The 20,290-nt window shown below is 37.5% G+C and carries 22 protein-coding genes; 20 read left to right on the top strand and 2 right to left on the bottom strand.

Annotated features, from left to right (window positions below):
• Positions 1-526: 526 nt before the first annotated feature.
• Complete coding sequence (locus BKP57_RS00515; protein WP_072740873.1) at positions 527-1,444, bottom strand: aldo/keto reductase; 918 nt, start codon at positions 1,442-1,444, stop codon at positions 527-529.
• Positions 1,445-1,727: 283 nt separating this feature from the next.
• On the opposite strand from BKP57_RS00515, the gene BKP57_RS00510 reads away from it, so the two are divergent.
• The 20 genes from BKP57_RS00510 (at position 1,728) to BKP57_RS00415 (ending at position 20,097) form a co-directional block, all read left to right on the top strand.
• Positions 1,728-2,273: an NUDIX hydrolase gene (locus BKP57_RS00510; RefSeq protein WP_050353004.1), complete on the top strand. Its 546-nt coding sequence runs from the start codon at positions 1,728-1,730 to the stop codon at positions 2,271-2,273.
• Position 2,274: 1 nt separating this feature from the next.
• Entirely contained in the window at positions 2,275-3,438 is a 1,164-nt protein-coding gene (locus BKP57_RS00505; protein ID WP_072740872.1) for an endonuclease Q family protein, read from the top strand.
• Between the two features lie 408 nt (positions 3,439-3,846).
• Positions 3,847-4,482, top strand: a complete 636-nt coding sequence (gene spoIIM, locus BKP57_RS00500) for a stage II sporulation protein M (RefSeq protein ID WP_050353002.1) — start codon at positions 3,847-3,849, stop codon at positions 4,480-4,482.
• A 112-nt stretch (positions 4,483-4,594) separates the two neighbouring features.
• A complete protein-coding gene (gene fur, locus BKP57_RS00495; RefSeq protein WP_050353001.1) occupies positions 4,595-5,053 on the top strand; it encodes a ferric iron uptake transcriptional regulator in 459 nt (152 codons plus the stop codon).
• Positions 5,054-5,411: 358 nt separating this feature from the next.
• Positions 5,412-5,618, top strand: coding sequence for a DUF4227 family protein (locus BKP57_RS00490; protein WP_050353000.1), 207 nt, complete (start codon positions 5,412-5,414; stop codon positions 5,616-5,618).
• A 4-nt stretch (positions 5,619-5,622) separates the two neighbouring features.
• Positions 5,623-6,516, top strand: coding sequence for a site-specific tyrosine recombinase XerD (gene xerD, locus BKP57_RS00485; protein ID WP_050352999.1), 894 nt, complete (start codon positions 5,623-5,625; stop codon positions 6,514-6,516).
• A gap of 100 nt (positions 6,517-6,616) precedes the next feature.
• Positions 6,617-7,792, top strand: a complete 1,176-nt coding sequence (gene deoB, locus BKP57_RS00480) for a phosphopentomutase (protein ID WP_072740870.1) — start codon at positions 6,617-6,619, stop codon at positions 7,790-7,792.
• A 19-nt stretch (positions 7,793-7,811) separates the two neighbouring features.
• Positions 7,812-8,636 (top strand): purine-nucleoside phosphorylase, encoded by an 825-nt coding sequence (locus tag BKP57_RS00475; RefSeq protein ID WP_072740869.1) that lies wholly within the window; start codon positions 7,812-7,814, stop codon positions 8,634-8,636.
• 11 nt (positions 8,637-8,647) lie between these two features.
• Positions 8,648-9,952 (top strand): pyrimidine-nucleoside phosphorylase, encoded by a 1,305-nt coding sequence (locus tag BKP57_RS00470; RefSeq protein ID WP_072740868.1) that lies wholly within the window; start codon positions 8,648-8,650, stop codon positions 9,950-9,952.
• A gap of 952 nt (positions 9,953-10,904) precedes the next feature.
• Positions 10,905-12,080, top strand: coding sequence for a D-alanyl-D-alanine carboxypeptidase family protein (locus tag BKP57_RS00465; RefSeq protein ID WP_050352996.1), 1,176 nt, complete (start codon positions 10,905-10,907; stop codon positions 12,078-12,080).
• A gap of 114 nt (positions 12,081-12,194) precedes the next feature.
• On the top strand, positions 12,195-12,548 hold the full coding sequence (spoIIAA, locus tag BKP57_RS00460) for an anti-sigma F factor antagonist (protein WP_050353548.1): 354 nt from the start codon (positions 12,195-12,197) through the stop codon (positions 12,546-12,548).
• The gene (spoIIAB, locus tag BKP57_RS00455) at positions 12,545-12,988 is read left to right on the top strand and encodes an anti-sigma F factor (RefSeq protein WP_050352995.1); all 444 of its coding nucleotides are present in this window, start codon (positions 12,545-12,547) and stop codon (positions 12,986-12,988) included. Before spoIIAA ends, spoIIAB begins: the two co-directional genes overlap by 4 nt.
• Before the next feature lie 12 nt (positions 12,989-13,000).
• Positions 13,001-13,756 carry an RNA polymerase sporulation sigma factor SigF gene (sigF, locus tag BKP57_RS00450; protein WP_050352994.1) on the top strand — a complete coding sequence of 252 codons (756 nt, stop codon included), beginning with the start codon at positions 13,001-13,003 and terminating at the stop codon, positions 13,754-13,756.
• Between the two features lie 188 nt (positions 13,757-13,944).
• A complete protein-coding gene (locus BKP57_RS00445; protein ID WP_050352993.1) occupies positions 13,945-14,574 on the top strand; it encodes a stage V sporulation protein AA in 630 nt (209 codons plus the stop codon).
• Positions 14,528-14,974 carry a stage V sporulation protein AB gene (locus tag BKP57_RS00440; protein WP_269466270.1) on the top strand — a complete coding sequence of 149 codons (447 nt, stop codon included), beginning with the start codon at positions 14,528-14,530 and terminating at the stop codon, positions 14,972-14,974. Before BKP57_RS00445 ends, BKP57_RS00440 begins: the two co-directional genes overlap by 47 nt.
• Positions 14,975-15,056: 82 nt before the next feature.
• Entirely contained in the window at positions 15,057-16,532 is a 1,476-nt protein-coding gene (locus BKP57_RS00435; RefSeq protein WP_050352991.1) for a spore germination protein, read from the top strand.
• A gap of 137 nt (positions 16,533-16,669) precedes the next feature.
• Positions 16,670-17,977, top strand: a complete 1,308-nt coding sequence (gene lysA / locus BKP57_RS00430) for a diaminopimelate decarboxylase (protein ID WP_072740867.1) — start codon at positions 16,670-16,672, stop codon at positions 17,975-17,977.
• A gap of 388 nt (positions 17,978-18,365) precedes the next feature.
• A complete protein-coding gene (locus tag BKP57_RS00425; protein WP_050352989.1) occupies positions 18,366-18,803 on the top strand; it encodes a peptidylprolyl isomerase in 438 nt (145 codons plus the stop codon).
• A 125-nt stretch (positions 18,804-18,928) separates the two neighbouring features.
• Positions 18,929-19,516, top strand: coding sequence for a M50 family metallopeptidase (locus BKP57_RS00420; RefSeq protein WP_139325355.1), 588 nt, complete (start codon positions 18,929-18,931; stop codon positions 19,514-19,516).
• 203 nt (positions 19,517-19,719) lie between these two features.
• A complete protein-coding gene (locus tag BKP57_RS00415; RefSeq protein WP_050352987.1) occupies positions 19,720-20,097 on the top strand; it encodes a GNAT family N-acetyltransferase in 378 nt (125 codons plus the stop codon).
• Between the two features lie 68 nt (positions 20,098-20,165).
• Here the strand turns inward: BKP57_RS00415 and BKP57_RS00410 are convergent, their stop codons facing one another.
• Positions 20,166-20,255: a YjcZ family sporulation protein gene (locus BKP57_RS00410; protein WP_021291215.1), complete on the bottom strand. Its 90-nt coding sequence runs from the start codon at positions 20,253-20,255 to the stop codon at positions 20,166-20,168.
• Positions 20,256-20,290: the final 35 nt, after the last annotated feature.

The raw sequence follows: 20,290 nt of genomic DNA, 5'->3' as shown, positions 1-20,290 counted from the left end.
AGAAGTCAATGTAGATGAAAGACTGGAACAAAAAATTTTATCCCGAATGTAAAGTGCCATAAAGCCCCCACTTCGGGGAACCTTAGTAGATATATAAAATTCAAAGTGGGGGTGACGGAACCTGCATTCTCCATTCGTTGGACCTGATAAAATGGCCATCTCTGGAGGCGCAGAAAAAGTGTTTTCTCTTTTTTAAGGATGATTTACTTCGTTTAGTCGGAAAAGAAAGCCCTCACAGATTGCAGTTTCATTTTATTAAAGTAGACTATCTAGAATAATGGATGGGTATATAAGCCGCTCCAGAAATATACTTCTCTTTCCGTAGGCAGTGGTGAGCCTTCTCTTGCTCTTGCACTGTAGGTTCTCAATCGCCCGCTTTAGTATATATACATTTCCGAAGCTACATGATTACATCAATTATCTTCAGAGTTATATTCGTTTAGTCGTGTCGACCTCCATTTGTAGCTAGAATATTGCTATTTTCTTATTTCCAATTAGTTCAACAGGCGTTTAAAAGAACTTTTCGTTAACGATGTGCTTCGTACGTAAGCGCTTTGGTTAATGTTTTTAATTGCTGATACAACTGATCAGATAGTGGGATGGTGACGTTATTTGTGATCGATTCTTTCAGCTGATTTACAGAACTTGCACCGAACACTGCACTAGCTACAGCTGGATGTTGTAAGACATATAGTAATGCAAGCTCATTCAGCTTTATTGGTTCGGCAAGCGAAGTGAGCTTGCCGTATAGTTGGTGGAGTTCTTCATATGAATATCCAAGGAACCCATCTTTTGCTTTTTTGTTTATCTGATTATTTCCGTTGTTACTCAAAATACCTTTTGCTAAAGGGCCTCTTGCTAAAACGCTGATCTGATTTTCATGTAACAAATCAAGCATTTCCTCTTCAGGTCGACGGTCCAATAAACTATACTGCATCATAACACCGTCGATAGAGGATTTTTTCACATACTCGCGGATAACATTTGGTCGAATGGATGATAGGCCATAAGCACGAATGAGTCCTTCTTGCTTTAGTTCCTCAAAAGCTTCGATGGTTTCTTCAATTGGATCTTCAATGGTACCTCCATGCAACATATAAAAGTCAATGTAATCTGTCTGTAGACGCTGCAAGCTTTCCTTAACCCCATTTTGAATATGTTTTTTGGATGGATCCCAGAACCAGGTCTTTTTTGATTTATCAAAGTGATTGCCTACTTTGGTAGTTAAAATGACTCGTTCTCGCTTTTGCTTCAATGCTTCCCCAATAATTCTTTCATTTTCTCCAAAATCATATAAATCAGCTGTATCTAAATGGTTAATCCCATTGTCTAGAGCGTGGTCAATGATATATTTTGCTGTTTGTACATCTGTTCCTAGCGACATGCAACCTAAAGTCAATTCAGATAAATAAATCGATGATTTGCCAAGCTGGTTTATTTTCATTGTTTTTCTCCTTTCAAGCTTTTAATGGTCTCTCTCTGGTTCAAAAACCAATAAAGAGGGAATGGTAGACTATAGCAGTAAGTCGTTTCTGCTAGACTTCTAAGAATCAAATCAAGTAAGGTTTCTAGTGGCTAACAAGATAAGTTACTAAAATTACAAGTAAACGGTAAAATTTACTGACTAATAATTCCATTTTATCGACTTACAACGTTGAAAACAATCCATACCACGTATAATTTATGATAAAATAAGAAAGAAGCGAATCAAGACAAGGGTGATAGATATGAAAAAATTTGAAGAAAAGACAATACGTTCTAAGCAAATATATAAAGGGCATGTGGTACATTTACAAGTCGACGATGTCAGTTTGCCGAATGGTAAGGAAGCGAAAAGAGAGATTATTAAGCATCCTGGGGCAGTAGCTGTTATTCCAATAACGAAAGAAAATAAAATTGTGTTGGTTGAACAATATCGCAAACCATTAGAAAAGTCTATTTTAGAAATCCCTGCCGGCAAGCTTGAGCCTGGTGAAGAACCTGAAACGACAGCTATCCGTGAATTAGAAGAAGAGACAGGGTATACAACGGATGAATTGTCATTTGTAACTTCTTTTTATTCGTCCCCAGGCTTTGCAGATGAATTAATGCACATATACATTACCAATCAGCTGCAACCATTGGAAGAAAAAGTAGCTGGTGATGAGGATGAGTTTATTGAAATTGTTGAGTTAACATTAGAAGAAGCAAAACAATATGTAGAGAAAGAACGTATTCATGATGCAAAAACCAACTATGCCATCCTTTACTTGCACGCGTTAGGGTTGAGTTAAGATGTTATCTGTGTATACTGCTGACTTACATATACATATTGGTCGCGATATGTATCATAAGCCAGTTAAGATTACTGCTTCTAACAACTTAACATTACCAGCTATTTTAAAAGAAGCAAGTAGAAATAAAGGGATTGATATGATTGGTATTGTTGATTGCCAAGCTCCTGCAGTGTTGCAGGAGCTAAAACAGCTGATTTATCAAGGGATTGCTACTGAATTAGAGGAAGGCGGTGTTCGATTCGAGTCGGTAACACTTCTGTTAGGTTCAGAAATTGAAGTGTATGATGAACGCTGTCAAGGACCAGTTCATGTCCTTTGTTATTTTCCTGGTATCCATGAAATGGAGTTGTTTTCTGATTGGCTAAGTAAACGAATGAAGAATATTTCGTTAAGCTCGCAACGCTTTTATGGTACTGCAATCGAGTTGCAACGGAAGGTAAAGGAACTGCAAGGGGTGTTTATTCCTGCTCATATATTTACACCATTTAAAAGCTTGTACGGAAAAGGCGTTTTACAGTCATTAACAGAGATATTATCTCCAGATCTTATCGATGGGGTGGAACTGGGACTAAGTTCTGATACGTACATGGCTGATCAGATAAAGGAATTACATGGCTTTACGTATCTCACCAATTCTGACGCACATTCATTAAGAAAAATTGCCCGTGAATATCAGCATTTGCAAATGAAACATCCGTCCTTTAAGGAATTTCAATACGTATTAAATAACAAAAACGGAAGACATGTCAAAGAAAACTATGGGATGAACCCGAAACTAGGGAAATACTATAGAACCGTATGCAGCCAATGCTTATCTCAGTTAAAGAGGGATGACTCTATTTGTCCTAACTGTCATTCGAGAAAATACGTCAAAGGAGTGGCAGACCGAATAGCAGCATTAAAAGATACAGATAAAGGTAATGTTGCTCGGCCTGGCTATACGTATCAAGTGCCGTTAGAATACTTGCCTGGTTTAGGGAAGAAAACATATGAGAAGCTTTTAAAGGAGTTTGGCACAGAGATGTACATTATTCATCAAGCCTCCTATGAGGAACTTGCTAATGTAGTTCAAAATTCAATAGCTCAATCGATCATTGATATGCGACATGGTAAATTACATGTTCATGAAGGTGGAGGGGGAAAATACGGTTCCATCAAATAGAGATGCTAGAAACGAAAATGGTTTATCCCGTATATAAGGTGCTGTAAGACTCCCACTTCAGGAATTGGATAATCTGTTCTGTAATAAGTCTAAGTGGGAGATAACAGCACCTAAATGACCTATTTCGTAATAAGCCTTTAGATCATACCATTATGGTACTAGTACTAACAATCGTTGGGGGATGAATGAACCGCTGCCTCGCTGATGGAAGATTCACTTTATTGCAGATGTTTACAAATAAGAAAAGTTCCTGCCTTTTCAATCAAGTATATGGATCCTGCTAAAGTTTCGCTGACACAAACCTCTCATTTATGGACATAATTAATAGAAAGCTCATAGAAAATTGGTATTTTTGCTTGGTTACCTTCATAGTTTTTATTATAGCAGTTTATTGAATGGAGGATTCCAATGCATAAAAATAAAACGCTTCTCATCAACCATGTCAAAGAGCACGCCACCATATATTTGTTTATGGTTATTCTATTTTTAACAGGTATTATATTTGGTGCAATCCTCGTTAACAGTATGAATTTCGTACAAAAACAAGATTTGTTCTTTTATTTGGAACGCTTTTTTAAGCAGGTAACGGATAATGAACAAGCAGCATATATAGAAATTTTTAAAAATAGCTTTTTCTACCATATAAAGTATTTGTTGCTTTTATTCGTGCTAGGATTATCCGTCATTGGCTTGCCATTAGTGTGGATTCTCATCTTTCTTAAAGGTTTGGTAGTAGGGTTCTCTGTAGGATTTATGGTTAATCAGCTTGGCATGAACGGGCTTTTACTGGCAAGTTTATCAATTGCACCGCAAAATTTTCTCATTATACCCGTATATATAATAGCGGGGAGTTTGGCAATGATTTTTTCCTTAACATTGTTGAGCAAATTATTTAGCAATAGAATTGCACAGCCAGTATTCCAACCATTTGGGAGATATGTGCTACTATTTTCTTTGCTAATACTTTTTGCTAGTATAGCTGCCTTATTAGAGACGTTTGTTTCGAATGAGGCGATGCAGTGGATGGTTCGTTCATTTTACTAATAACGAGTATTATATTATAATTATTTTAAATATAAACTAATAGTATTTTGCTTTGACACAATTTTCATCCAAGCATATAATAAAGATGGGATATGAGGGAGGTAATCGCCCAATGGAACATCGAATCGATCGGATAAAAAAACAGCTCCACGCCCAAAGTTACAAGCTAACACCACAGCGCGAGGCGACTGTCCGAGTTTTACTGGAAAGAGAAGAAGACCATTTAAGTGCTGAAGATGTTTATCTACTTGTGAAAGAAATAGCACCGGAAATCGGTTTGGCAACTGTATATCGTACATTGGAATTATTATCGGAATTAAAAATTGTTGATAAAATAAATTTTGGTGATGGTGTTTCTCGTTACGACCTGCGAAAAGAAGGTGCCAAGCACTCGCATCATCATCTCGTTTGCTCTGAATGTGGCTCCGTAGAAGAAATAGAGGAAGATCTGCTTGAAGAGGTTGAAAAAATCGTCCAAAATGAATGGGGATTTCAGGTAAAGGATCATCGACTTACGTTTCACGGAGTTTGTAAACAGTGCCAGACGATAACAGTAAGTGCTTCTAGTTGAGTTTACAGACTATACTAGGAGCACGTATTTATAGCATTGTTACTTAGAAAAAGACAGAGTAAGAACGTGAGAATACATATGATGAAGCTACTCCGGTAACTGGATTCCATGTTTCTATTTTCCTACTGCTTAAAGTTATCAGCCAACCAACTTTTGTGACTACTACTTAAGCACTTTCAAAAACAAATGCTAATGAATTTATTTATATAATGGAAAATCATTTACAAATGAACATAAAAGCGGTAAATTAAAGATAAGATCCTTTGTTAGAAATGCTTTTTTCTTATGTTTTCTATGTATATTACGCCTCTATTTTTGCATATCTTTTATAAAGATATTTTTTAGAGGAGTAATGGATATGAAAATGATGCTTTTGGACATGTTAAAAGTATTTTGTCTCTTTATTGCGTTCACTTTATTATTTTATTACGGTTTACGCGTCATGCATGCGGAATACGAACATTATCATCGTTATGACCCTCCAGAAGGGCCAGCGGTGAAAGTGTTTACGGAAGAGCATAGTTTTTTCGAGCGTATTCATTTATTTTTCCGTTTAGGGGAGTAGAAAGATGTTACATGATAGTGCGGAAGATTTTTTCCATTATTTGCGAATTGAGCGCGGGCTAGCAGAAAATACGCTGGCTTCCTATCAAAGAGATATCGCAAACTATATGCAATATTTAAAAACTAATGTGCAAAAAAACAACTGGGAAGAAGTTACACGAGCAGATATGACGGGATTTTTATACAGTTTAAAGGACAATCATAAATCATCAGCGACAATTGCTCGGCATATTTCTTCGATTCGAGCATTTCATCAGTTTTTAATTCGCGAGCAACTAGTAACGCATGATGCAAGTTTGCATATTGAAACACCAAAAAAGGAGCGTAAATTACCAGATGTTTTATCCATCAAAGAAATGGATGCGCTTTTAAACATCCAAGGTACAAGCCCTTTACAGTTACGCAATAAAGCGATGTTCGAACTTCTTTATGCAACAGGTTTACGGGTTTCCGAAATGATTACATTGAAAACCTCGGATTTGCACCTGACGATGGGATTTATTCAATGTGTCGGCAAAGGATCTAAGGAACGGATTGTTCCAGTTGGGAATACAGCTATCCGCGCAATTGAAACATATTTACAACAAGGGAGAGAAAAGTTAATAAAGCGTCACCCAGAAACTGCTACCTTGTTTGTTAATCAACACGGAAAACCATTGTCACGCCAAGGATTTTGGAAAATTCTAAAGAAAAGGGCTTTGGAAGCTGGAATAACAAAAGCAATTACTCCTCATACGTTACGTCACTCTTTTGCTACACATTTATTAGAAAATGGAGCTGATTTGCGCCTTGTTCAAGAAATGCTTGGGCATGTAGATATTTCAACAACACAAATTTATACACATGTAACAAAATCTAGGCTAAAGGATGTTTATACAAGTTACCATCCAAGAGCATAATTTTTTTATGATAGTTGTCTGACATCCTACCACTGGATGATAATGTAGACATAGTTCCGATTATTTTCGGGAACATAATAACTATAAGGAGGGAACAACATTGAAAAAATTCAAACGTATTTTTCTAGTTGTGATGGACTCTGTAGGTATTGGAGAAGCACCAGACGCAGATAAATTTAATGATCAGGGTGCGGATACACTTGGGCATATTGCTGCTCATCGGAAAGGTCTTCACATGCCAAACATGGCAAGTTTAGGGTTAAGTAATATCCGAGAAATTCAAGGAATTGAGAAAGCGGCTTCACCTAAAGCCCATTATACAAAAATGAAAGAAGCTTCCAATGGAAAAGATACGATGACAGGTCATTGGGAAATCATGGGGCTGCATATTGAGCAACCGTTTCGCACATTTCCAGAGGGCTTTCCGGATGAACTGATCCAAGAGTTGGAGAAACAGACCGGTCGTAAAGTAATTGGTAATAAACCGGCATCTGGGACGAAAATTATTGAGGAGCTCGGTGAAGAGCATATGGAAACAGGAGCTTTAATCGTCTACACTTCTGCCGATTCAGTCTTGCAAATCGCTGCACATGAAGAAATTATTCCCATTGACGAACAATATCGTATTTGTGAGATAGCTCGTAAACTAACATTAGATGAAAAATATATGGTTGGTCGTGTAATTGCGCGTCCATTCATTGGAAAACCAGGCGCATTTGAACGAACTGCTAATCGACATGACTATGCATTAAAACCGTTTGGAAAAACGGTCATGAACGAATTACAGGAAAACAATTATGATGTCATTGCATTAGGGAAAATATGTGACATTTACGATGGTGAAGGAGTTACAAAAGCCATCCGTACAAAAGATAACGATGATGGAATGACAAAATTAGTAGAATCCATGAAGGAAGATTTTACTGGAATTAGCTTTTTAAATTTAGTTGATTTTGATGCGAAGTATGGACATCGTCGCGATCCGGATGGTTATGCTGAAGCTTTGGAAGCTTATGATGCTCGTCTTCCAGAAGTATTAGAGAAATTACAGCATGATGATCTGTTAATCATCACTGCCGATCATGGAAATGACCCAACTCATCACGGTACAGATCATACGAGAGAATATGTTCCATTACTTGTTTATCATAACGGTATACAAGAAGGAAAGGAATTACCAATTCGTGAAACGTTTGCTGATATTGGTGCGACCATTGCAGATAATTTCCAAGTTAAACTACCACAGCATGGCACAAGCTTTTTAAATACAATTTAAACGGTGAGGGGGAATAGAAATGAATCAAGAAGCGATGCAACAAGCAAGTACATTTTTACAAACAAAATTAACACATAAGCCTAAAATTGGATTAATACTTGGGTCTGGTCTAGGTGTCTTAGCGGAAGAAATAGGAGATGCAGTAACAATCCCATATCAGGAGATACCAGATTTTCCAGAATCAACAGTTTCTGGTCATAAAGGACAATTAGTTTCAGGACTGCTAAAAGGCAAACCAGTGATTGCAATGCAAGGACGCTTTCACTACTACGAAGGATATTCAATGCAACAAGTTACTTTCCCGATTCGTGTTTTTAAGGAACTTGGAATTGAAACCTTACTAGTCACGAATGCCGCTGGAGGAATTAACGAGCAGTTTCAACCTGGTAATCTGATGTTAATTACAGATCATATCAACAATATGGGCGTAAATCCGTTAATCGGCAGAAACGATGACTGTTTAGGAGTGAGATTTCCTGACATGTCTGAAGTGTATAGTAAGAGACTGATTGCCCATGCGGAATCTTGTGCTCAAGAGATTGGTCTGTCGATACAAAAAGGGGTATATGTTGGTAATACTGGTCCATCTTATGAGACACCTGCTGAAGTTCGCATGCTTCGAACGTTAGGAGGAGATGCGGTAGGAATGTCAACGGTCCCTGAAGTTATTGTAGCAGCTCATGCAGGTATGGAAGTACTAGGTATCTCTTGTATATCAAATATGGCTGCTGGAATTCTCGATCAGCCATTAACGCATGATGAAGTAATTGAAACAACTGAACAAGTGAAAGCATCTTTTCTGCAATTCGTCAAGAAAGTTATCCAAACTATTCCTGAAAGGTAAGGGTGATAAACATGCGTATGTATGACATTATTGAGAAGAAACGAGATAACCAAGCACTCACAAAAGAGGAAATTCAATTTTTTATTCAAGGCTATACAAATGGGGAAATTCCTGATTATCAAGTTAGCGCACTATTAATGGCGATTTATTTTCAGGATATGAATGATCAGGAACGAGCAGAGTTGACTCAGGCAATGGTAGAATCAGGCGATCAGATTGATTTATCAGCGATTGATGGAATAAAAGTAGATAAGCATTCCACTGGTGGAGTTGGGGATACAACAACCTTAATTCTTGCACCGTTAGTCGCTTCTGTAGGTGTGCCTGTAGCAAAAATGAGTGGTAGAGGCTTAGGTCATACAGGTGGTACCATTGATAAACTGGAATCTGTACCAGGCTTTCATGTGGAAATATCAAATGATGAATTTATTGAATTAGTAAACAAAAATAAAGTAGCGGTAGTTGGTCAATCAGGAAACCTTACTCCAGCAGATAAGAAAATCTATGGTTTAAGAGATGTAACAGCAACCGTTAACTCCATTCCTTTAATCGCTAGTTCTATTATGAGTAAAAAAATTGCCTCAGGCGCTGATGCTATTGTGCTCGATGTAAAGACAGGCGCTGGTGCATTTATGAAAGATTTGGACGATGCAAAGGAACTCGCTACTGCTATGGTCACCATTGGAAACAAAGTAGGCAGAAATACGATGGCGGTTATTTCAGATATGAGTCAGCCACTAGGTAATGCAATTGGAAATGCATTAGAAGTAAAAGAAGCAATTGAAACATTGCAAGGGAATGGTCCTGAAGATCTAACGGAGCTTTGTTTGACATTAGGAAGTCAAATGGTTGTGTTGGCAAAGCAGGCCACAACAATTAAAGAAGCTCGAGCAAAATTAGAGGAAAATCTCCATAATGGTAAGGCATTACAGCAGTTTAAAATTTTCCTAAACTCACAAGGTGGCGATGCCTCTGTTGTCGATCAACCAGAATCTCTCCCACAAGCAACATATCAAATCGAGTTGCCAGCTAAATCTTCTGGAAAAGTCGCCGAAATCATAGCTGATGACATTGGAACAGCAGCAATGATGCTAGGTGCTGGAAGAGCAACAAAGGATGCAGTCATTGACTTAGCCGTTGGTATTGTTCTGCATAAGAAGATTGGGGACGAAGTAAAAGAAGGAGAATCCTTACTTACGATTCACACAAATTCAGAAGACGTTGACGAAGTGAAAGACAAGCTTTATCGTAGTATTTCAATTTCAGCAGGTGAAATAGAAGCTCCAACATTAATTCATGGTATGGTAACAGAATAATAAAATAATTAAAGACCCTTGACAACTGTGAATTGTACCCTATAGGTAGGCTTTTTTAGAGCGTCTACCCTATAGGGTACATTTTACGCAGTGAAGGGTCTTTTTTTACGAAGTAGGACAGGTACACCTTTATATATTTGTATCGAACAGGATGGCTTTTTTTATACAAAGCATTCTATATTCCGTTTGCGGCTATTTTTTCAAGTGACCAAAATAAGTTTTTTTAGTATCTAATTTATGCAACAGGATACTTTTATACAGTGAAACTTCATTTAGTATAACCTTGTTTATGTCCTCTACTAATAAAATATAAAGTTCCTCTTTCCGAAAAAAATAACACTATTTCTGTGTGTAATACGTCGCTAACGTAGTTTTCCTTGTTGTATAGGAACCTATAAATTGATGTGCTTGGGGATAACGAAATAACCGACTAGTCACATCCGGCGCATGAGCTAAGCAACTATGCGACTTTAGAAATGCGCCCTACGAAAAAAGTCATCATCGGTTTGTCGCTAAGGGGAAGGCCGACTAAAAACGGGCTTGCCGCCCACGTCGGCATACCCCAGTTTTAGTGGCGTGATTCCTAAATCTTTAGTTGATTCCGTTCCATTCGCTACGTTGCTAAACGGGCGCCCCGAGCCTTTGTTCACCATTTAAAAAAGAAGAATTTTTACTTGGTGTCGCACCTTCTGCAATCGACAGTTTACAGGCAAGAATAAGAATTTAGCTGCCGTAATCTCCCAAGTTTCTTTGTTTCACTTTCATTTCTTGAAGTGGAGTTGTGCCGAACCTTACATTCACGATAAATGAATTATAAGATTGGTATAAAAAATGAAAAAATTGGCGAACCTATATGTATGTCGTCTGAAATAAAACTAGGAGTATGTTTTTACTTTTAAAACATCCAAAGCAGTATTTGAACAAGCTACATAGAAATATTGGAGGGAAAAGAATGAAAAAGGCTCTATGGATCATTAGCATCGTATGTATAATAACTATGAATACAATGACTTTTGCAAGTGCAGAAGAAAAGAAAAGTACGAAAGATCAAAATCTAGCGAACGATGCAAAATCGGCTCTTTTGATGGAGCGTGACACGGGAAAAGTACTATTTAATAAAAATGAACATGAAAAACTATCACCAGCAAGCATGACAAAAATTATGACTTTGTTATTAATCATGGAAGCTTTGGATGAAGGGAAGTTAAAACTGGATGAAAAAGTGAGAGTTAGTGAACATGCGGCTTCCATGGGCGGATCACAAATCTTCTTGGAAGCAGGAGAAGAAATGACTGTGGATGATCTATTAAAAGGAATTGCAATCGCTTCGGGAAATGATGCAAGTGTTGCTTTGGCAGAACGCGTAGCCGGAAGCGAAGGGGCTTTTGTACAAAAAATGAACGAGAAAGTAAAAGAATTACAACTAAAGAATACCAAATTTCAAAATGTAACAGGACTTCCTGCTGATGATCATTACAGCACAGCTTATGATATGGCTGTGATGTCAAAAGAGTTATTGAAGTACGAGGATATTACCAGCTATACCTCCATTTATGAGGATTATTTACGCAAAGGACAAGAGAATGAATTTTGGCTCGTTAATACAAATCGATTAGTTAAATTTTATTCTGGCGTTGATGGTCTTAAAACAGGTTACACAAGTGATGCAAAATACTGTTTAACCGCAACTGCGGAAAAAGAAGATATGCGTGTTATTGCAGTAGTAATGGGTTCTAGCTCTTCTAAAGAAAGAAATGAACAAGTTTCCCAAATGCTTGACTATGCCTTCAATCATTTTCAGACGAAAAAGTTATTTGACAAAGGGGATAAAATCACGGAGTTAAAACTAACTAAGGCTGAAAATAAACAAACAGATGTAGTAGCTTCAGAATCGATCAGCACATTATTTAAGCGAGGAGACTCGATGGAAAATGTAACGACAGAGATTGCCATGAAAGAAGATATGCAGCTTCCCGTGCAAAAAGGGGAGACCGTAGGGGAGCTAATTGTAAAGGATGGGGAAAATATACTATCCAGAAGTGATCTGACCGTTAAAGAATCGATTGATAATGCTTCGTATGGTACGCTTTGGAAGCGAACATGGCAAAAATTGGCGAAAAATGATTAATTAGTTCTTTTTTAGGGGAACTACTTCTTCTTTTGTCAACTAGCAGGATTTATAGTCTAGATGCTCGAATTAATAAAAGTATCGGCAGTTAAGAAATAAGGAGGAGAAATGGCAATGGGACTTCATTCAACATTTGCTGTAAAGGAGAATGTATTAGTCGTCCGGCTTGCCGGAGAATTAGATCATCACGAAGCAGAACAACTGCGTATGGAATGGAAAAAAGTGATGTATGAACATGATGTCAAACATGTTGTATTAAATCTGGAAGCCATGGATTTTATGGATAGTTCTGGTCTCGGAGTTGTACTAGGGAGGTATAAAGAAGTATTGCAGTTAGGTGGGGAGATGGTAGTTTGCTCCATATCTCCACCTATCAGACGGTTATTTGAAATGTCAGGGTTATTTAAGATTGTTCGCTTAGAGGAGAATGAACAATTTGCTTTAGAAACATTGGGGGTGGCATCGTGAAAAATGAAATGACAGTTACCTTTTCAAGTGTTAGTGAAAATGAATCTTTTGCCAGAGTAACAGTAGCTGCTTTTGTAAGTAAGCTAGATCCGACAATGGATGAGCTTACAGAAATCAAAACAGTCGTATCAGAAGCCGTAACCAACTGTATTATTCATGCTTATAATAATGAACCGTATCATGAAGTAACGATAACTTGTGCAATAATGGATGGAGAGGTTGAATTAACCATTAAAGATAACGGCACGGGGATCGAGGATATTGATGAAGCCCGGCAACCGTTATATACTTCCAAACCTGAGTTAGAAAGGTCTGGCATGGGATTTACAATCATCGAAAATTTTATGGACACGGTGGAGGTTATATCTAACCCTGGTCAGGGAACGACTGTACACATGACGAAACAATTGACAAACGCGAAAACGGTGTGCTCATCGTGAAGGGTTTTGCCGATGAAGGTTAATGTGCAAGGGGATAATAGAAGCGAAGCGCTAACAGATGAAGAAGTAAAGACACTAATAGAAAAAAGTCAACATGGTGATAAAGCAGCAAGAGATATGTTAGTGGAAAAAAATATGCGCCTCGTTTGGTCTGTTGTACAGCGATTTATTAATAGAGGATATGACCCTGATGATTTGTTCCAAATTGGAAGTATAGGCCTCATTAAGTCCATTGATAAATTTGATCTATCTTATGATGTGCGTTTTTCTACCTATGCTGTTCCGATGATTATTGGTGAAATCCAACGCTTTATTCGGGATGATGGGACTGTGAAGGTAAGTCGATCACTGAAAGAAACAGGTAATCGTATTCGAAAGAAAAAAGATGAATTAACAAAGAAATTCGGTAGATCACCAACAGTAAATGAAATATCAGAAGCATTGGACATTTCACCAGAGGAAGTTGTTCATGCTCAAGAAGCAAGTAAATCTCCTCAGTCGATTCATGAAACCGTATTTGAGAATGATGGTGACCCAATTACGTTATTAGATCAAATATCGGACGAAGACTCAAAATGGTTTGAACGAATCACTTTACAAGAAGCAATTCGTGGTCTCAGTGAAAGAGAAAGGCTAATTGTTTACTTGCGCTACTACAAAGACCAAACGCAATCCGAAGTAGCAAAACGTCTTGGTATTTCGCAAGTTCAAGTCTCTCGATTGGAGAAAAAAATTCTGGAAGAAATGAAGCTTTATATTGATGCCTAGATTTCTTTGTTCGAACTGAAACTGGCTGTTACAAGATCCCGTTTACCCAATGAGGTATACGGGATTATTTTTGTGATAATCGGTATAGTTCTTTGCTAATCCAACCTCTACATAAATAAACCGTGTAAATTTCACTGTTTTAGTAAATACTAAATGATACAAGTTCACTAGCAGTTGGAGGGAGAAGGATGCCGAACCATCAGGTTTATTTGCGTATGAAAAAAAATATGGAACTAACTAGGTATCAAGTATTACGGCTAAAGGATATTGCTGTTATTTCTACAAATGATGCAAAAAAAAGTCAGCTTGAAGATATACCAATATACCGTTTAGGTAAGAAAGATAAAAACATTGTCGTGATCGACAGCTTTTTAGTTATTGACTACTTGAATCGTGATTTTCCAGATTTAGAATTCCAATTAGTTGGTCCGAATCAAACGATTGTTCGGATCCAGAAGCAACGAAAATCTCCTTCTGTTTTCATTGCTTTAGGAGTTTGGGTGTTAATCTTTGTCGGAACAGCTATGACGATTATGAACTTTCATTATGATGTAAGTATGCAGGAAGTGCATCAAAAAATTCATTATTTGTTGACAGGAGAACAGGAGGAATACCCTTTATGGCTGCAAATTCCGTATTCTTTTGGTTTAGGGATAGGTATGTTGCTTTTTTTTAATCACTGGTTTAATAAACGCTTTAACGAAGAACCGAGTCCTTTAGAAGTAGAGATCTACAATTATCAGCAAGATTTGGATAACTACGTCATTCATTATGAAAATGCATGCAACGATGTCGATCCTCCTCATACACCTTCTTGAAGCTTTAATTGGATTTAGTGCAGGACTTGCTGTTGGGGCTGGTTATGTAGCGTTTATTACTATTTTAGGAATCGTACCTCGGCTAATTCAATTAAGTAAAACGGAAATGTTCTTACCTATTTACACAGCGTGCATCCTTTTAGGTAGTTTGTTTGGAACCTATTTATCATTTACTTCGATTACGTGGGGGAATTCTTTCATTGTTATAGCTGTATGGGGATTACTCCAAGGGGTTTTTAACGGGATGCTGGCAGCTGCATTAGCAGAGGTGTTAAATGTATTTCCGATATTATACAAACGGATAGGAATTGAAAAATATCTACTCTGGCTGCTAATGGCGATTGTGTTTGGTAAAATAGCTGGTTCTTTATTTCAGTGGTTATATTTTGTAAAGCAATAAGCAAAAAAGCCTACGATAACCAACAAAAACTACTTTTAGGCTTAAATTTTATTTTTACGTAAAATATAAAGGGGGCATACATATGACACAACATGATCAAAAGATCCCTGTGAATCCCAAGTTAAAACATACAGAAAACTATATGAAAACCAGATTGGGAATAGGTGTGTCCTTTGACTTAGGATTTCGCAAGCTTGTATTATTAAAGCGTGATATTCACATTTATTATGTGACTGGGTTATGTGATTCAATTGTTATTCAAGATTTATTGAAAGAACTTGTAAATTTGAATGATCATGAATCAAATGGTAGAAAACTTCCAGAAATCGTTGAAAACCGTCTCATTCATCAACAAGTTGAACAAGTTAAAACAATGGATGAAGCTATAGATCAAATGTTATCCGGGTTAATCGTTCTTTTTATAGATGGAGAACGATTTGCTTTTGTGATAGATGTACGAAATTATCCCGGAAGAACGCCCGAAGAACCAGATATTGAACGAGTAGTCCGCGGTTCTAGAGATGGCTATACGGAAAATATTATTGAAAATACAGCATTAACTAGAAGAAGAATTCGAGACCCGAGATTACGCAATGAAATGCTAAAAGTAGGGGAACGATCAAAAACAGATGTTTGTCTAAGTTATATTGATGATGTCGCTGATGAAGGACTTATTCAATTGATTAAAGACCGGATTCAAGCAATTGAAGTAGATGGTATTTCGATGGCAGATAAAACGATTGATGAATTTATTATTAATCGAAAGTGGGACCCATATCCACTTGTACGTTATACGGAACGACCAGATGTTGCTGCAAACCATTTATTAGAAGGGCATGTTTTAATTATAGTCGATACATCTCCGAGTGTGATTATTTTACCAACTACGTTTTTTCACCATTTACAGCATGCAGAAGAATATCGCCAAACACCTGCAATTGGGACATTTATTCGTTGGATTCGTATAATGGCAGTTTTTGCTTCCATGTATTTACTGCCATTATGGCTATTATTTGTGATGGAGCCAGATTTATTGCCAAAACAACTTGCCTTTATTGGTCCAAATGAAGAAGGGAATATTTCTATTCCGATTCAAATAATTATGGGGGTTATTGGTATTGAGTTCCTTCGTATGGCTGCTATTCATACGCCAACCCCTTTGTCAACGGCAATGGGGTTGATTGCCGCTGTTTTAATCGGTCAAATTGCCATTGATGTTGGAATGTTTAGTCCTGAAGTTATATTGTACGTATCTGTCAGCGCGATTGGGGGTTATGTAACGCCGAGTTATGAATTGAGCGTGTCCAATAAAATAGTCAATATTATATTTGTGATAATTACCGGTTTATTTGGTTTAATTGGTTTTGTTAGTATGTTCTTAGTCCATATCCTGTTCCTAATTCATCTTAAATCTCTAAGAACACCTTATTTATGGCCATTTATTCCATTTAATCCCCGTGCAATGCTGCATACGCTTGTTCGAATTCCTGTTCCATATACGAACAGTAGACCAAGCATTGTTCATCCAAAAAATAATTATCGTCAGCCTGAAAAATAATTTTTGTGCAAATATCCACACCAATATTTTGCTAAGAGGTCGACTTTTTTCACAAGTCTCTTTTCTTTTATACATTGGTGTGGTAAAGTTTTTAATTATAACTTGCGTTGAAGGGATTACGGAGGTCGTTGAAAGCTATGATAATTGATAACCATCCATTTACTGTAAATGAACAAGGTCATTTAGAAATAGGCGGTTTAGACAGTGTTACGCTTGCGAAAAAATATGGTACTCCTTTGTATGTTTATGATGTCCAAATGATTCGCGACAATTGTCGGGCGTTTGTAAACACATTTCAAAATATGGGCGTAACTGCAAAAGTTGCGTATGCAAGTAAAGCTTTTTCATCCATCGCCATGGTTCAAGTTATAAAACAAGAGGGCATGTATTTGGATGTTGTGTCTGAAGGAGAGTTATATACAGCTTTACATGCTGGATACCCAACTGAAAAGATACATTTTCATGGGAATAATAAAAGCATTGCTGAACTAAGGATGGCGATAGAACATAATATTGGGTGTATTGTGGTAGATAATTTTCAAGAAATTGAACATATTCGCAGCTTATTGAAAACGTATGATAAACAGATGGATGTTTTAATGCGCGTTACACCAGGGATTGAATCAAAAACACACCACTATATTATGACTGGGAATGAAGATTCCAAGTTCGGATTCAACTTACAAAACGGACAAGCAGAAACCGCGTTTTTACAAATGCATAATGATCCATATATTCGCTTTCAGGGCCTTCATTGCCATATCGGCTCGCAAATTTTTGAAACAGATCGTTTTATACTCGCTACAAGTGTTTTGTTTCAGGAATTACGTACATGGAAGGAGAGGCATGGTTATACACCGAATGTGTTAAATTTAGGTGGAGGTTATGGAATTCGCTACACGAAAGATGACGCGCCTATTTCCTATGCCCCATTTGTAGAAGAGTTAGTTAACGAGGTACAAAAGCAAGTAGAAGCATTAGCTATTCCAATGCCGGAAATCTGGTTAGAACCAGGAAGAGCAATCGCTGGTAATGCTGGAATTACTTTGTATACAGTAGGTGCAATGAAAGAAATTCCAGGAATCCGTAATTATGTAGCGGTTGATGGAGGTATGACAGATAATTTACGTCCAGCACTGTATCAGGCAAAGTATGAAGCTGTGCTCGCTAATAAGGCAGCTGCACCAACAGAAACAAACGTATCGATTGCCGGTAAATGTTGTGAATCAGGCGACATGCTTATTTGGGATCTTCCATTACCACATGTTTCGCAGAATGATATTTTAGCTGTTTTTTCAACGGGCGCGTATGGATATTCGATGGCGAATCATTACAATCGTTTTGCCAAGCCAGCAGTTGTGTTTGTAGAAAATGGCGAAGATAAGCTTGTCGTCCAGCGAGAAACCTATCAAGATATCATCCGTCACGATTTAAGTTATGAATAGTTCCTTGGGAATGAGTAAACTGCTTGCGAGAAGATAGACAGCAAATTCACAATTTTAAGTGATTAAGAAGAAGGCTCTCATCTTTGAAAGGAATAAGTTAGGGGCTAGCGGATACCTAACAATAGCCGGGGGGATGAAAGGCCTCCTTCACTTCTGATTAAAGTGCGCGAAGTATATGTCGGTGGTTGTATGTATCCATCCGTAATCTTTTTTATAGACGGGTTTAATAAAAAATTCTTTTGTCCATACCGCTAAAAGCAAGCAAAGCACAAAATCGAGAGTAGTTTTCTTAAATACCTGACAGACTCAACACATGGTAATTACTTTGCACGCTTAGCATTAAATGATAAAATGGACCTTAGTCCAGTTAGCAAAGGAGATTTATAGAATGGCAAAAAAAGGATATATTCTAATGGAAAACGATAATAGAATTGAATTTGATTTATATGAGGATGCTGCTCCAAACACGGTTGCAAATTTTGAAAAGCTAGCTAATGAAGGCTTTTATAATGGGTTAACTTTTCACCGCGTCATCCCGGGATTTGTCAGTCAGGGGGGCTGTCCAGTTGGTAACGGAACAGGATCAGCAGGATATACGATTAAATGTGAAACAGAAGGAAATCCGCATAAACATCAAGAAGGTTCCTTGTCTATGGCTCATGCTGGAAAAGATACAGGAAGTTGCCAATTTTTCATTGTACATGAACCACAACCTCATTTAAATGGTGTTCATACCGTATTTGGTCAAGTAACTACGGGAATGGAGTTTGCAACGTCGATGAAAAATGGAGACGTCATGAAGGAAGTCAAGGTTTATACTGCCTAACTATGTATTCTAATGTAAGGTTTTTGCTTTAAGAGTTTTATGGGTGGTACAATATTTCAAGCGGAAGGTAACGGCGCCTGCATTCCCGATTCGTTCGGGTCGACAAGAAGTCGATCGCAGAGTGCTTGTCACGCAGAAAACGAATGTTTACTTTTTCAAGGAAGCCTGCGGTTATAGTCTTTTTTCTACTTCAAACCGCAGGGGATGGCCCCCAACTGAATGAAGCTTTACTTTATGCTGAGGTGGAAATGATGCATGCTTTTCTGCTGTTTTACCTCATAGTTTTTGTCGCTCCGATAAGTATATTATGCCATGAATTTGGGCATGCTGTAGCTGCATGGTTTTTTCGAGCAGAAAAGGTCTATATATCTATTGGCGCAGGGACTGTGAAAAAAATAATAAACGTGGGTAGATTTCACTTTACCATTGCCCCCTTATTTTTTGCAGGAGGTATGGCTACTAGTGTTCGTCAACCTGACTATACCAGACGGGAAAAGCTTCTTATAACTGCTGCTGGACCTTTGTTCAGTAGTCTAATAGCTATTATGTTTTGGGGAATTAGTCAGATTGCCTCTTCCTTTTTCATTCACCTGTTTATGTGGTTCAATCTTTGGATTGCGGTCGTTAATTTGATTCCTTTTCAGTGGAATGAAAAACAGACAGATGGACGAATCATTTTACAACTTCTGCTAAATAGCAACATTAAAAAATGAGTGATTTTGCTTGGTTTTGATAAAGTTTGTATAAGATCCATCTCGACTACATATTTGACAAAACAAAGGAAACATGCAAATATAATTATGAGCTTGCATTGTTGAATCTTATTTCATATACAGTTATCATGTTGTCCGCTTAAAACCAATAGCTTGTTTGTCTAAAGTATGTCGATAAGCTATTTTGTTAATGAGGGGTATTTATGTTAATTCGCTTTAAGAAAAATTTAGAAAAAATAGCCATGGGTTTGCTTTCTTTTATGCCTGAAGAAAAGGATGTTAAAAAATTACAGCAAACGATTAAAGAATATGAAACCAATTCTGATTGGCATTTGTATTTATGGAAGGAAGAAGATGATGTTCTAGGGGCGATTGGGATCCGGATTGAAAATGAAACTGATGCTATTATTCAGCATGTGTCCGTAAATCCATCACATCGTAATTTAGGCATCGGAAGGAAGATGGTTAGTGAAATCGATAAGCTTTATCGAAATAACTATTCTGTCTCTACGACGAAAGAAATTCAGGAGTTTTATCAAAAGTGTGATGAATCAACTGAATCCGAAAGCGACGATGAATAAAAAGCCAGCCTGGAGAGGCCGGCTTTTATTTTCGTGTGCTGCTTAACCATGTAAGAAGCTTCTTTATTTTAGAGCCATGCAGCACCAACAATAATCAATAGAATGAATAATACAACGATTAACGCGAATCCACCACCGTAACCATATCCACCACTCATAATGATATACCTCCTTTTTCTTCTTAGCCTAAATG

The organism is Virgibacillus sp. 6R (assembly GCF_001895305.1).
Lineage (GTDB): Bacteria > Bacillota > Bacilli > Bacillales > Amphibacillaceae > Virgibacillus > Virgibacillus pantothenticus.
Note: the sequence above shows the minus strand (reverse complement) of the source record. Positions and strands in the feature narration are given on the sequence as shown.

Coding starts and splice junctions, on each gene's coding strand:
- BKP57_RS00440 (WP_269466270.1), top strand. CDS start 14,528: ATGAAAATGCATGCAACGATGTCGATCCTCCTCATACACCTTCTTGAA.
- xerD (WP_050352999.1), top strand. CDS start 5,623: ATGTTACATGATAGTGCGGAAGATTTTTTCCATTATTTGCGAATTGAG.
- BKP57_RS00410 (WP_021291215.1), bottom strand. CDS start 20,255: ATGAGTGGTGGATATGGTTACGGTGGTGGATTCGCGTTAATCGTTGTA.
- spoIIAA (WP_050353548.1), top strand. CDS start 12,195: ATGGGACTTCATTCAACATTTGCTGTAAAGGAGAATGTATTAGTCGTC.
- BKP57_RS00475 (WP_072740869.1), top strand. CDS start 7,812: ATGAATCAAGAAGCGATGCAACAAGCAAGTACATTTTTACAAACAAAA.
- spoIIM (WP_050353002.1), top strand. CDS start 3,847: ATGCATAAAAATAAAACGCTTCTCATCAACCATGTCAAAGAGCACGCC.
- fur (WP_050353001.1), top strand. CDS start 4,595: ATGGAACATCGAATCGATCGGATAAAAAAACAGCTCCACGCCCAAAGT.
- BKP57_RS00470 (WP_072740868.1), top strand. CDS start 8,648: ATGCGTATGTATGACATTATTGAGAAGAAACGAGATAACCAAGCACTC.
- BKP57_RS00510 (WP_050353004.1), top strand. CDS start 1,728: ATGAAAAAATTTGAAGAAAAGACAATACGTTCTAAGCAAATATATAAA.
- sigF (WP_050352994.1), top strand. CDS start 13,001: ATGAAGGTTAATGTGCAAGGGGATAATAGAAGCGAAGCGCTAACAGAT.
- BKP57_RS00435 (WP_050352991.1), top strand. CDS start 15,057: ATGACACAACATGATCAAAAGATCCCTGTGAATCCCAAGTTAAAACAT.
- lysA (WP_072740867.1), top strand. CDS start 16,670: ATGATAATTGATAACCATCCATTTACTGTAAATGAACAAGGTCATTTA.
- BKP57_RS00415 (WP_050352987.1), top strand. CDS start 19,720: ATGTTAATTCGCTTTAAGAAAAATTTAGAAAAAATAGCCATGGGTTTG.
- BKP57_RS00490 (WP_050353000.1), top strand. CDS start 5,412: ATGAAAATGATGCTTTTGGACATGTTAAAAGTATTTTGTCTCTTTATT.
- BKP57_RS00465 (WP_050352996.1), top strand. CDS start 10,905: ATGAAAAAGGCTCTATGGATCATTAGCATCGTATGTATAATAACTATG.
- BKP57_RS00445 (WP_050352993.1), top strand. CDS start 13,945: ATGCCGAACCATCAGGTTTATTTGCGTATGAAAAAAAATATGGAACTA.
- BKP57_RS00425 (WP_050352989.1), top strand. CDS start 18,366: ATGGCAAAAAAAGGATATATTCTAATGGAAAACGATAATAGAATTGAA.
- BKP57_RS00505 (WP_072740872.1), top strand. CDS start 2,275: ATGTTATCTGTGTATACTGCTGACTTACATATACATATTGGTCGCGAT.
- BKP57_RS00515 (WP_072740873.1), bottom strand. CDS start 1,444: ATGAAAATAAACCAGCTTGGCAAATCATCGATTTATTTATCTGAATTG.